Origin of the sequence: Psychrobacter sp. ASPA161_9, from assembly GCF_051970275.1 — a bacterium.
Classification (GTDB): Bacteria; Pseudomonadota; Gammaproteobacteria; order Pseudomonadales; family Moraxellaceae; genus Psychrobacter.
Window position 1 is genome coordinate 137111 of sequence record NZ_JBEFNI010000004.1, and the last position, 12891, is coordinate 150001.

Genomic DNA, 12891 nt, shown 5'->3' on the forward strand with positions numbered 1-12891 from the left:
AAAAGAACGTGACGCAAAATTATCCGTAAAAAAAGACATGCAAAAGTTACCACAAAACATTGAGATAATCCTATATGAATAATTATAAAAGCCTATTGGTCGATATTGAGCAGCACGTGGCTACGGTAACATTAAACCGCCCTGAAATACGTAATGCTTTTAATGATGAAATGATTGCCGAATTAACGGATGTATTTAACAAGCTTGGCACTGATGATAATGTCCGAGTCATTGTGCTAGCGGCTGCTGGTAAAGCGTTTTGTGCTGGTGCGGATCTTAACTGGATGCGTGCGATGGCAGATTATAGCTATGAAGAGAACCTAGCAGACGCTGATAAACTCGCGCAAATGCTTAAGACCATTTATGAATGCCCCAAACCAACGGTTGCCGCTATTCAAGGGGATGTCTATGCAGGTGGTATGGGTTTAATAGCCGTTTGCGATGTAGCCATCGCGGTTAAAATTGCGAACTTTTGCCTAAGCGAAGTGCGTTTGGGATTGGCTCCTGCAACGATTAGCCCTTATGTTATTAAGGCGCTAGGTGCTCGCGCATCACAGCGCTATTTCTTAAGTGCAGAAGTTTTTGATGCCAAAAAAGCTCAGCAACTGGGCTTGATCCATGAGCGCGTCAGCGAAGAAGCGCTTAATGATGAGGTAGCCACGTTCTGCGCCAAAGTGGTCAAAAACAGCCCGGATGCGGTTAAGACTTGCAAACGTTTATTGCATGAAGTGGCGGGCGCACCCATTACCAATGAATTGATTGCCGATACGGTAAAAGGCATCGCTGATATTCGTTCATCAGAGCAAGGTAAAGAAGGCGTACAAGCGTTTCTGCAAAAAAGGAAGCCTGATTGGCTGACAGCAGATTAATAATAGAAGAGATATTTGGTAAATTGACGATAAATTAACAGCAGATGCCATTTTTTTTAAAACAGTCACACGTGAACATCAACCTATATTTTATTATTTATCATTATTTATTAATGTCACAAACGAATGTTAAAAACGATAAAAACGACAAGACACAGGGATAGTTATGTTTTCTAAAATTCTAATCGCCAACCGTGGTGAAATTGCCTGCCGTGTTGCAGCAACTGCTAAGCGTCTGGGTGTAAATACCGTCGCTGTTTATTCTGATGCTGACCGTGAAGCTAAGCATGTCGCTGTCTGTGATGAAGCCGTTTATTTGGGCGGATCGTCTCCCAAAGACAGCTATCTTAAAGGCGATGCTATCATTGCGATTGCTAAAGAGACTGGCGCACAAGCGATCCACCCAGGCTACGGCTTTCTAAGTGAGAATGCAGATTTTGCGCAGGCCTGTCAGGATGCAGGTCTAGTCTTTATTGGTCCATCAGCTGATGCTATTCGCGCTATGGGCGGTAAATCTGAGTCCAAGCGTTTGATGGAAGCGGCTGGCGTGCCATTGATACCGGGTTATCATGGTGACAATCAAGATGCAGAGTTTTTAAAGCAGCAAGCAGATAGCATTGGCTATCCAGTACTGATTAAAGCCAGTGCGGGTGGTGGCGGTAAAGGCATGCGTATCGTTGAGCAGAGCAGCGATTTTATTGACCTGTTAGACTCCTGTCGCCGCGAAGCGATAACCAGTTTTGGCAATGATCAGGTATTGGTCGAAAAATACGCTCTAAAACCACGCCATATCGAAATTCAAGTATTTGGTGATACGCATGGTAACTATGTGCATCTGTTTGAGCGTGATTGCTCGGTACAACGTCGCCATCAAAAGGTATTAGAGGAAGCGCCAGCTCCAGGTGTTGACGCTACAATGCGTGAAGCGATGGGAACAGCGGCAATCGAAGCCGCGCGTGCGGTTAGTTATTTTGGTGCAGGCACGGTTGAATTTATCGTGGAGCAGCGCGAAGGCTCTATGAACTTTTATTTCATGGAAATGAATACTCGTCTGCAAGTTGAGCATCCAGTCAGTGAAGCCATTACTGGTGTCGATTTGGTCGAGTGGCAACTCTTGGTCGCAGCGGGTAAGCCATTACCTAAGCAGCAAGATGAGCTGGCGATTAATGGTCATGCGATTGAAGCGCGTATCTGTGCTGAAAACCCTGACAATGGCTTTTTGCCAGCGACAGGTACTTTATTTACTTATCAAAAACCTGAGCATAGCACCTTTGTTATTAATAACGACAGCGCAGGCGTGCGTATCGATGATGGGGTGCGCGAGGGCGATGTGATTAGCCCGTTCTACGACTCTATGATTGCCAAGCTTATCGTTCATGCGCCCACTCGCGAGCAAGCATTGGCTAAACTCGATCGAGCACTCGGACAAACACGCATCGTTGGCTTGCCGAATAACGTGGCATTTTTGCGCTATATTCTAAATACTGAGTCGTTTAGCCAAGCCAATCTCGATACGGCATTGATAGAGCGTGAGGCGGACGAGCTGTTTAATCAGCATCCGCTGCAGTTATCGACGCTTGCTGTGACAGCCATTGCTCAGCAGCTTGCCAGTGAAGGGATTGCACAAGATACAGATCCGTTTAGTAAGCCTACTGGTTTCCGTGCTTATAACGCTTATGCGAGATCGTTTAGCTTGATATATGATGAGCAAGCTTATAGCGCCCGTATTAGTAATTGGCACAACGCACATTATTCTGACAGTAAAAAGAGTGCTGAAAATACCAGCAGCTTTACGTTGGTCATTGAAAAAGAGGTCGCTAACACTCAGGATAATAGCAATATCAATGTAGCTGCTGAGTTGGAAACTGTTTATCAAGGTGAAGTCAGCTACGCTAGCAGTGATGCACACAATCATACTTTATGGCTAGAAGGCGCACGTATTAGCGCTCAAAGTTGGGTACATAATGAGACCGTTTATGTGTTCACTGATAGCGGTCGTGATGAGATTACGCTGATTGATATCATGGCGCATGTGGGAGAAGAGTCTGCGGCGGTCGGTAGTTTGAAGTCACCAATGCCAGGGCAGGTCGTTGCCTTTAAAGTGGCTGTCGGCGATAGCGTGAAGAAAGGCGAGCCACTCGCCGTTATCGAAGCGATGAAAATTGAACATACCATTACCGCACCAACTGACGGCGTAGTGGCAGAATTGTTATTTGCGGCGGGTGACTCGGTTGCAGATGGTGATGAGTTACTGCGTATTGACACGGAAGCTAGCGAAGCTTAAGAACCGAAGTATAAGAACAATAAAAGGATAATAACCATGAGCCATTCGTATCCAGAGCACGTCACCATCGTAGATGTCAGCCCACGTGATGGCTTACAAAATGAATCGATGACGGTACCGACTGCGGTTAAGCAAACGCTTATCAATGATTTAATCGCGGCAGGCGTCAAAAAGCTTGAGGCGACCAGCTTTGTCTCGCCAAAATGGGTGCCGCAAATGGGCGACAACAGTGAGCTGATGACCGTGCTTGCAGATAATAGGCGTGATGACGTTATTTATTCGGTACTCGTGCCCAATATGCGCGGTTTTGAAAATGCTATTGTGCATCGTCCTGATGAAATAGTAATTTTTGGCTCAGCCAGTGAGACCTTTAGTCAAAAAAACATCAATTGCAGTATCGATGAAAGTATTGAACGTTTTGCACCCGTTGCTGCTGCTGCAAAAGAACAGGGCATCAAGGTACGCGGTGTTATCTCTTGCACGGTCGGTTGCCCTTATGAAGGCGAGATTGATCCTAGCCAAGTGGCTTATGTGACTAAGCGCTTGGTTGAGATTGGTTCAGAGCAGATTGGTATTGCTGATACAATTGGTGTTGGTACGCCGCTGAAAGTACAGCGCGCGCTACAAGCCGCATTAGAATATGCCGACATCGCTATGCTATCAGGACATTTCCATGACACTTATGGTCAAGCCGTCAGTAATACCTTAGCCGCACTACAGATGGGCGTTAGCGAATTCGATACATCAGTAGCTGGGCTTGGCGGTTGCCCGTATGCCAAAGGCGCAACGGGTAATGTCGCAACCGAAGATGTAGTCTATATGCTGCACGGTATGGGTATTAGCACTGGTATTGACTTGGATAAACTGGTCGTCGCTGGCGAGCGTATCAGTGAGTTTTTGGGTCGCCGCAATGGTTCAAGCGTGGCGCGAGCCATTATCAATAAGCGTCAGTCTTAACTAACACTACTTTAAAAAAACAGATTAAAATTCAAGATTTAAAACATCAAAATACAAGGAATAGTTATGAGTTTACCTGGATTGAATTTTCAGCTTGGCGAAGATATCGACGCGTTACGTGATGTGGTACAGCAGTTTGCAGCGAAAGAAATTGCCCCGCGTGCGGCTGAGATTGACAGCAGCGATGAATTCCCAATGGATTTGTGGCAAAAGATGGGTGATTTAGGTCTACATGGTATCACTGTTCCTGAAGAGTACGGTGGTGCTGATATGGGCTACGTCGCTCATATGGTCGCAATGGAAGAAATCAGTCGTGCTTCAGCCTCCGTGGCGCTGAGCTACGGTGCGCACTCTAATCTTTGTATCAACCAAATTAAACGCAATGGTTCAGAGGAACAAAAGCAAAAATATCTGCCGAAACTCATTAGCGGTGAATTCATTGGTGCTCTCGCGATGAGTGAAACGGGCGCTGGCTCAGATGTGGTCAGTATGAAGCTAAAAGCCGAAGAAAAAGACGGCGGCTACATTTTAAACGGTAGTAAAATGTGGATTACCAATGGTCCTGATGCGGATGTGATGGTGGTTTATGCCAAAACTAATCCAGAGATGGGTGCTAAAGGCATGACGGCATTTATCGTTGAAAAAGGCATGGAAGGTTTTGGTACAGCGCAAAAGCTCGATAAATTAGGCATGCGCGGCAGTCATACCGGTGAGATGATCTTTAATAATGTTGAAGTCCCTAAAGAGAATATCTTAGGCGGCCTCAACGAAGGCGTTAAGGTACTGATGAGTGGTCTAGATTACGAGCGCGCGGTATTAGCCGCAGGTCCTATCGGTATCATGCAAGCAGTGATGGATAATGTCGTTCCTTATATCCATGATCGCAAGCAATTTGGTCAAGCGATTGGTGAGTTTCAGCTTATCCAAGGTAAAGTCGCGGACATGTATACCATCTTGCAGGCGGGGCGTAGCTTCTTATACACCGTTGGTAAAAATCTCGACATGTTAGATCAACGCGGTGCTGGTCATAGTCGAGAAGTGCGTAAAGATTGCGCCAGTGTGATTTTATGGTGTGCCGAAAAAGCCACTTGGATGGCAGGTGAAGGCATTCAAATCTTTGGCGGTAATGGCTATACCAATGAGTATCCGCTAGGTCGTTTCTGGCGTGATGCCAAACTCTATGAAATCGGCGCAGGTACCAGCGAGATTCGCCGTATGCTGGTTGGTCGTGAGTTGTTTAACGAGACTAAGTAAAAATTATTGAATGTTCGTTAGATATTAATTTCAGAATAAAATCGATACATTAATATCCTCGTGCTAATGGGCTAAATTTTTCTTGCTTGCTGTTCGCAGGCGTGACAGAGGCTACGAAAAACTCATCCCATTAGCACTCTGTATGGGTTTGAAATCGAACAGGCTATAACAAAAAAGCAGTACGCTTAAAACGTACTGCTTTTTTTATTTCTATTTTATATCTTATAAAGATCTTAGATTAAAATTGCTATGACAGTTTACTATGGTCAAAATAGCGTGCCAGACCATTTAACAATAAATCATCGCGCAGGCGTACAGGGCGATTGACATGTTGCGCAATAATGGCTGCATCACCACCCGTCATAATGACTTCAAAGTTGGGATGACGATGGCTAATCTCATTTATCGCACCAACGATGGATAATAATATCCCACGATGTACCGCATCTTGCGTGGTGGTGCCCTGACTGACACTATCAAAAGTACCGTTAGAGATGGTGATTTGCTTGGTACCTGAGAACAGTGACTCGCGTTGCAGATAGATGCTTGGGAAAATATAACCGCCTAAATGCTCAGCATGGTCAATCAAATCAATCGTCACCGCTGTACCGCAACCAATCACGCATTGACGCTTTTTCTTATCAACTGCGCCCAGCATCTGTAGCCAACGATCGCAGCCGAGCTGCTCGTCATTGTAGGCGCTACGCATCAATGGGTGTTCATCATCAACATGGACAAACTCAAACGGAATATCTAGACGACTCAAAGTCTCTGATACTTTTACGTTCAGCTCGTCACCCAGTACTGACGAGATACCGATAAAGTCGGGCGCATAACGCTCAAAGCGATCGGTTAGACCCATGAGTAATTCGGCAGGCGCTTGTAAATGCTGCTTGGCATCGTGCGCGACTATCTGCCCGATATCATCAGTGAGCCAGTATTTAAGACGAGTATTTCCAAGATCTAACCAGAGCATAAAAATCCCTTTATATAGTGCTCGTTAAGTAGGCGGTCTAAGCCTCATGAATCACATCAATACGACCGGTAAAAAGCGCAGAAATCTTACCGTTATCTTGACGCAATTGCAAACAGCCGTTTGTATCAATACTGCAGGCGTCACCAGTGATTACATGCGAATTATCATCATGGTCTTGGGTGACACGTAATCGCAGACCTGCCAGTGCGTCCATCGTCGCAAACTCTTGTAAAAAGCTGTCCAAATAGTAGGTATGTCCAGTTGGCCTTTCGATATCAAAGTGCTCAAAGCGGGTCATAGCCGCCAGTAACGCTTCACTAATTTGCTGATAAAGCGTTTGTAAGGTTGGTAGACTGTTCGCGTTATCTGACGCCAGCATTCCATAAATATCTTGCAAGCTAACTGCTTGATAGCTCATGCCTTCACAAGTTTGCGCGGTTAGCTTTGGCGCAGCTTGTACATTAAGTCCAACGCCCATGACGACACCAACCAATTTTCCTGCCTTCCATACTGGTTCAATTAAAATACCAGCAAGCTTATTAAATTGAATAATTTGCGTGTCTAGTTCAGCTTTATCTGATTCGGGTGAGTTTTGATAAAAGCCTAAATCATTGGCCCATTTTACGCCAATAGGGGTTAAACTTTGCGCGCGTAATTGCTCATTCAATGTTTGGATAACAGGCGTTTTTGCCAGCTCAACGCCGATGATTAACGATAACAAACCGCTAATAGGCATGTGTACTGGATGGTATAACGACAGATAAACATTACCGCGCGGTGATTGCCATGAGCGTCCTCGCTGTCCGCGCCCTGCACTCTGGGTCTCAGCCGTTAGTAGATGCAACTCAGTAGCATCCAGCGTACCATCTTGCACAGCGTCTATCAGCTCACTATTGGTAGAGGCACTGCTGGTCACATGACGATGCGTAACCTCAGCTAAATGGACGGAAGGATTGGCTGGTGACGGCATAGATATAGATAACGGCATAAATTTAGTCGCTGTAGTTCATATAATGTTTGATAGAGTCTTTGAGATAGCATTTGATATACTAAGGCCATTGTTAAGAATGACAGCCATCGGCAGAATTGTCACGACTTAGATGCTAATGACGCGCAGGCGCTGGTTATTATCAACTAAAAATAACCATAATAAAAGGTAGAGCTATAATGTTATATGTGTGGTTTGTCATTGCAGGGGCATTTGCTGGGGTCAGCGCAGGTTTGTTTGGTGTCGGTGGCGGCATGATTATCGTACCAGCATTGGTATGGATTTTTACTGCGTATCATTTTCCTCCTGAAGTGGTCACCCATTTGGCAGTTGGTACCTCACTTGCGACCATTGTAGTGACTTCTATTAGCTCACTCACGGCACATAATAAGCGCGGCGGTGTACGCTGGGAAGTGTGGCGCAAAATGGCGTTGGGCTTGGTCATCGGTAGCCTCGTTGGAGCAGGCGTTGCTGACATGATTGACGGTAAGGTATTGCAAGCCATCATCGGTGTCGGCGCGTTATTGGTTGCTTTAAAGATGTTGTTCTTTTCTAACAAAGAGCAGCTAGGTAAGCCGTTACCGTCCGCTGGTGTGCAGTTTGGTGCGGGTACAGGGATTGGTATGGCATCGTCTATTTTTGGAATTGGCGGTGGTAGTTTGACCGTACCGTTTTTAAACTGGGCAGGCCTGCCGATGAAGCAAGCAGTCGGCACTTCAGCTGCTTGTGGCCTGCCAATTGCGTTGGCTGGCGCAGCAGGATTTGCATGGTTCGGTCAAGATGTGGTCAACCTGCCTGAAGGTACAATAGGCTTTGTACATATTAGTGGGTTTTTATGTATTTCCGTTGTCAGCTTCGCTATGGCAAAAGTCGGTGCCAAGCTTGCCCATGTATTACCTGCGCTAACACTTAAGCGTGCTTTTGGGGTGTTGTTATTATTTGCAGGTGGGCAGTTATTGTTAAGTGGGATTGGGGTGATTTAAGTTATTTCTTATCAATCGCATCCAGCCCTAAACGCATCCACTTTCTTGCTAACTCATCATGGTCGCTGAGCATACTCCATAGCGCATCTTCACTAAAGATTGAATACTCTTTACCTGAGTATTCAATTGGCATATCCGCTTCACGATCCGTCATCCATTGCGGGTTGAGATAGTAGTCTTTTAATTCGTTTTGTAATGTTTCAGCTTTTAAGAACTGCTGTTGCGCCTCAAGCTGTTTACGATGTAGCTCACACCATTCTTCATATTTTTGTTGTAGTTCTTGCGGGTTATATTCTGCCATTTTAATTCTCTTTTTTTAGTGATTAATAATTTAGCTTTTGAGCAGTATCATATAATGAATTGAAATAAAACTAGTATATAGATTTGAATGTGCTACTGGTATAAATTTTCCTTGCTTACTGTGCGACTTCGTCACTCCAGAGGCTACACAAAATTCATCCCAGTAGCACTATATACTTTTTAAAGTGAACATATTATAGCATTCCTCACAAACTCTAAAAACTCGTCACAATTTCAGGTAGAATAGCCGCCTGTTTTCGCTAAGTTTATTGATTATTGATGCGTCTAAAATCTCTAAAGCTGGCAGGCTTTAAATCCTTTGCCAATCCAACGACTTTTACCTTCCGTCATGGCATTACTGCCATTGTCGGGCCGAACGGCTGTGGCAAATCCAACGTGATTGATGCCATTCGCTGGGTGCTGGGTGAGACCTCTGCCAAGCAGTTACGTGGCGGAGCTATGAGTGATGTCATCTTTGCCGGCACGCAAGATAAATCTGCCAAAAGTGTTGCCAGTGTCGAGCTGACTTTTGAGCATACGCAAGACGAGCAGACGGGTATTCGCCATGAGTTTAATCTCTATCAAGAGCTGTCAGTACGCCGACAGGTAAACAAAGAAGGACGCTCAGACTACTTTATCAATGGCACGCGCTGCCGTCGCCGTGATGTAGTCGATGTATTCTTGGGAACTGGGCTTGGCGCGCGCAGTTATGCGGTTATCGAACAAGGTATGATTGGGCGAATTGTTGAATCTAGCCCGCTGCAGCTGCGAGAGTTTATCGAAGAGGCGGCAGGGGTTTCGCGTTATCAAGCGCGCCGCGAAGAAACGCAAAAGAAGCTCGAGAAAACTAAAGATAATTTAGCACGCCTGCACGACATGCAAAACGAGCTGGTCACCCAACAAAAACGGTTATCTAAGCAAGCAGAAAGCGCTCAGCGTTACGAAGAGCTAGCGTTAACACTTGCTGATATCAAGCAGCAACTTGCCATTCAGCAACTGTATCAAGCCAAGCATAATCAGCAGCAGCAAAAAATAGCTCATGAGCGTAGCGCTAATGAGGTCGCCACATTACAAGCCAGCTATGAGACTCTAAAAGCCAAACAGGATAAGCTTGCAGCGCATATCAATCAAGAACAGTGGCTAAAAGACGATGCCCAAAGCAGCCATTATCAACAGCAGCTAAGCTATCAACAAGATGAGCACCAGCTAAGTGATGCCAAATCACAGCTAACCGTTATTGAACAGCAACTAGCCAGTTTAGAGCAGCAGCGTGAGCAAGCAGTCGATGAGATTGAGCGTTTAAAAGCTGAGCAAGCCACGCAGCAAAATGTGCTAGAAGAATTGCGTCCGCAGCTAATTGAACTGACAAATAAACGTGAAGCGTATAAACGCAATGAGCAACCCTTGCAGCGCGCATGGCATGAAGCGCAAAACAAGCTGTCACGACTGCAAGATAATGCGCGTGCGCTTGAACAGCAGCAAGCGATTAATAGCCAAGCGCAAAAACGTCATCAGAAAAACCATGAGAAATGGCAGCGTCGCCAGCAAAATTGGCAGAATCTATGGCAGCAACTACAACAGTCACTAGTACCAGCTGCCAATACTGACAAGGCTGATAGTGATAGACAAGAGCAGGCTGACGCGAACAATTTGCAGCGCACATTAGAGACGCAAGTTGCTGAGCTAAATAAACAGTTGCAGCAGATTGAGCGTCAACAAGATAGCGTTGATGAGCGCCTGTCTGAGCTACAACCGCAAGCGCATGATTTACAACAACGCTTGATAACTCAGCAACGCGAGTTGAGTGAGGATGAAAAACGTCACGCAGTCTTAGCAGGTGAGTACGATACTCTACATCAGATATTGCATCCTAAAACTACGGCAAAATCTCAACAGCAATTATCTATTTCAGGAACTAACAATTTAAAAACTGATTTAGAAAATGAAATAGTCAGCGACTATAAAGACTTGGCTATCACGACCTTGCGTGAGCAGATTGAGTTAAGCACCAAAGGTCAGCAGCACGCAGAGTTACTCGATAGCGTATTGGCGTTATGGCTGGATAGTCATGTGCTGGTTTCCAAGCAAGTTAACCAAGCCAATCGACCAAGCGTTAATAACGCGGGTGATGATTCTGAGCAAACAAATAGCTTATGGCAAGCGCTTGAGTATGACTTAACGGATTTGTTTACTTATCGGACTGCACAAAATGAGCGTAGTAATAGAGAAGAGAATTCTTCAATAGAAACAGGTCATAGCCTGTGGCTATCTGCTAAGCAAAGTGAGATTAGAGACAATTCATTTGTTAGCCCATTGCCTGACAGTTTGACTGATACAGTACTGCCTTTATCACAGCTAATTACTGCACCTAATTTGGCGCTTTGGCAGCAATGTTATTTATATATCGCGGAGTCCGAAACGACTCATCAGCAGATGCTTGCAGTGCTTACCGAGATACTAAAAATATTACCATCATCAGCAATTCTGCTAACCTCGGATGGCTGGATTATCAGTCGTCAGGGTACGATTAATCTCAGTAAGTTTGCCAGCGCGCAAGATGGAAAAAACGAAAGCGATAACCAATTCTTAACGCAGCGTTTACAGCAGCGAAGCCGTCTACAAGCGTTAGAAGATTTGCTTGATGAGTTTGAAACCAAAATACAAGAGCAGCAAAAGACCATCGCTAATAACCAGCGTAACTACGATGCGTTAACGGTCAGCTTAGAAGAAACTCGTGCGCAAGCTGAACAATTAACCCGCGATAAGCATCAATACCAGCAGCAGCTTACCACTCAGCGCGCCAACGCTGAACGTCTACAAGCGGACAGCCAACGTCTAAACGCTGATAAAGCTACCCTTGAGCAAGAGCAACAAGAGCTTGTGCAAGAGCAGCAAACACTTAATCATGAGCAGCAGCATATTCAAAGTGAGATAGCGGTGCTGACGCCAAAAATAGCGGATGCTCGGGCATTGAGTCAGCAATTACAGTCCGAGCGTAGTGAGCTTGCCCACACACGTCAGGCAGATGATGACACTTGGCAAGCATTGCAGCTTCGTATTCAACAAAGCGAGATGCGTTTAGAGCATAGCGTTAATAGTCTTACCCGCGCGACTGAGCAATATGATAAGTCACTACAAAACGAGCAAAGTCTAAAGGCGCGTCATGAACAGCAGCAAAATAAACTGCCAGCACTGCAAGCAGCATTGCACACAGCGCAGACAGCACGCGATGAACAGCAGGCAGTATTAGCAGAGCGTGAGTCGGCATTAACGGCGCTTAAAGGGGAGTATAGGCAGCAGCAGGCAGAGCTAGATACGCTACAACAGTCATTGCAGACTCAGCAAAGCGAGCTTGCACATCACGCCACCGAGCTGGCATTAAGCGCGGCACGTCTAGAAGATGCCAGTACTCATACGCAAGAGGCTTTAGAAGCTTACTATAGTATTAGGCATAGATATAAAACTGATGAAGAGTTACCACAGCAACCGATTAGTGTCTCAAATTTATTAGCGGATTTTATCGCCCATGATCGCCGCGTACGTCCAGACAAAATCGCTGAGCTTGAGTCCGAACGTGCTAAGCTTGACCAGCAGCTAAGTAAAATTGGCGCGGTCAATCTAGCGGCGGTGGCAGAGCTGGCTGAGGTCAATGAACGCTTAGAGCCGCTGGCGCAGCAGACAGAAGATATTGCTGCCAGTATGCAGACGTTGACCGAGGCGATTGCTTCTATTGATGAGACCACCAAGACCTTATTTATGCAGACGCTTGATGCGGTCAATAACGAGCTTGCCAATTTATTTGCCAAAGTCTTTGGTGGTGGACAAGCCAGCCTAACGTTAAATACTGATGATATGCCTGCTAATGCACCAAAATCAGAACAGTGGCGAGCAGGGCTAACCCTAATGGCGCAGCCGAAAGGCAAACGTAATAGTCGCCTAGCTGTGCTCTCAGGCGGTGAAAAAACGCTAACAGCGCTTAGCTTAATTTTTGCGATATTTAAGCAGCATCCTGCCCCATTTTGTGTGCTTGATGAAGTCGATGCACCACTCGATGATGCCAACGTTGCTCGCTTTACCAGTCTGATTCATGAGTTGGCAGACGATTTACAGTTTATTTTTATTAGTCATAATAAGCTGACGATGCAGATTGCCGATGAGCTTAAAGGTATTACGATGCCAAATGCTGGTATTTCTACTTTGGTCAGTGTCTCACTCGATGAAGCTGCAAGCTATATTGATAGTTAGTATTAATGACTAGTATTAAGAATTGATAACTGATA

Annotated in this window: 9 protein-coding genes; 6 read left to right on the forward strand and 3 right to left on the reverse strand. The window is 45.5% G+C overall.

Translation table 11 applies throughout. The annotated features are described in order from the left end of the window. Positions 1 to 74 precede the first annotated feature (74 nt). The 4 genes from ACTQ9S_RS06565 (at position 75) to ACTQ9S_RS06580 (ending at position 5364) form a co-directional block, all read left to right on the forward strand. Positions 75 to 869, forward strand: coding sequence for an enoyl-CoA hydratase/isomerase family protein (locus ACTQ9S_RS06565; RefSeq protein ID WP_068034287.1), 795 nt, complete (start codon positions 75 to 77; stop codon positions 867 to 869). Between the two features lie 166 nt (positions 870 to 1035). Beyond that, on the forward strand, positions 1036 to 3153 hold the full coding sequence (locus ACTQ9S_RS06570; RefSeq protein WP_440454475.1) for an acetyl-CoA carboxylase biotin carboxylase subunit: 2118 nt from the start codon (positions 1036 to 1038) through the stop codon (positions 3151 to 3153). Between the two features lie 36 nt (positions 3154 to 3189). Continuing rightward, a complete protein-coding gene (locus tag ACTQ9S_RS06575; RefSeq protein WP_440454476.1) occupies positions 3190 to 4110 on the forward strand; it encodes a hydroxymethylglutaryl-CoA lyase in 921 nt (306 codons plus the stop codon). Between the two features lie 66 nt (positions 4111 to 4176). Then, on the forward strand, positions 4177 to 5364 hold the full coding sequence (locus ACTQ9S_RS06580; RefSeq protein ID WP_440454477.1) for an isovaleryl-CoA dehydrogenase: 1188 nt from the start codon (positions 4177 to 4179) through the stop codon (positions 5362 to 5364). 247 nt (positions 5365 to 5611) lie between these two features. Here ACTQ9S_RS06580 and ACTQ9S_RS06585 read toward each other — a convergent pair whose 3' ends face one another. Both ACTQ9S_RS06585 and ACTQ9S_RS06590 read right to left on the reverse strand, forming a co-directional pair. After that, the gene (locus ACTQ9S_RS06585; protein WP_440454478.1) at positions 5612 to 6340 is read right to left on the reverse strand and encodes a pantothenate kinase; all 729 of its coding nucleotides are present in this window, start codon (positions 6338 to 6340) and stop codon (positions 5612 to 5614) included. Between the two features lie 37 nt (positions 6341 to 6377). Beyond that, complete coding sequence (locus tag ACTQ9S_RS06590) at positions 6378 to 7328, reverse strand: biotin--[acetyl-CoA-carboxylase] ligase (protein WP_068325808.1); 951 nt, start codon at positions 7326 to 7328, stop codon at positions 6378 to 6380. Between the two features lie 179 nt (positions 7329 to 7507). Here ACTQ9S_RS06590 and ACTQ9S_RS06595 point away from each other — a divergent pair, with 179 nt between their 5' ends. Then, positions 7508 to 8311, forward strand: coding sequence for a sulfite exporter TauE/SafE family protein (locus ACTQ9S_RS06595; RefSeq protein WP_068034301.1), 804 nt, complete (start codon positions 7508 to 7510; stop codon positions 8309 to 8311). Between the two features lies 1 nt (position 8312). Here ACTQ9S_RS06595 and ACTQ9S_RS06600 read toward each other — a convergent pair whose 3' ends face one another. Next, positions 8313 to 8612: a DUF4298 domain-containing protein gene (locus ACTQ9S_RS06600; RefSeq protein ID WP_440454479.1), complete on the reverse strand. Its 300-nt coding sequence runs from the start codon at positions 8610 to 8612 to the stop codon at positions 8313 to 8315. A gap of 278 nt (positions 8613 to 8890) precedes the next feature. Between ACTQ9S_RS06600 and ACTQ9S_RS06605 the strand changes: the two genes are divergently transcribed. Then, the gene (locus ACTQ9S_RS06605; RefSeq protein WP_440454480.1) at positions 8891 to 12856 is read left to right on the forward strand and encodes an AAA family ATPase; all 3966 of its coding nucleotides are present in this window, start codon (positions 8891 to 8893) and stop codon (positions 12854 to 12856) included. Positions 12857 to 12891: the final 35 nt, after the last annotated feature.

Coding starts and splice junctions, on each gene's coding strand:
- ACTQ9S_RS06570 (WP_440454475.1), top strand. CDS start 1,036: ATGTTTTCTAAAATTCTAATCGCCAACCGTGGTGAAATTGCCTGCCGT.
- ACTQ9S_RS06575 (WP_440454476.1), top strand. CDS start 3,190: ATGAGCCATTCGTATCCAGAGCACGTCACCATCGTAGATGTCAGCCCA.
- ACTQ9S_RS06600 (WP_440454479.1), bottom strand. CDS start 8,612: ATGGCAGAATATAACCCGCAAGAACTACAACAAAAATATGAAGAATGG.
- ACTQ9S_RS06595 (WP_068034301.1), top strand. CDS start 7,508: ATGTTATATGTGTGGTTTGTCATTGCAGGGGCATTTGCTGGGGTCAGC.
- ACTQ9S_RS06590 (WP_068325808.1), bottom strand. CDS start 7,328: ATGCCGTTATCTATATCTATGCCGTCACCAGCCAATCCTTCCGTCCAT.
- ACTQ9S_RS06565 (WP_068034287.1), top strand. CDS start 75: ATGAATAATTATAAAAGCCTATTGGTCGATATTGAGCAGCACGTGGCT.
- ACTQ9S_RS06585 (WP_440454478.1), bottom strand. CDS start 6,340: ATGCTCTGGTTAGATCTTGGAAATACTCGTCTTAAATACTGGCTCACT.
- ACTQ9S_RS06605 (WP_440454480.1), top strand. CDS start 8,891: ATGCGTCTAAAATCTCTAAAGCTGGCAGGCTTTAAATCCTTTGCCAAT.
- ACTQ9S_RS06580 (WP_440454477.1), top strand. CDS start 4,177: ATGAGTTTACCTGGATTGAATTTTCAGCTTGGCGAAGATATCGACGCG.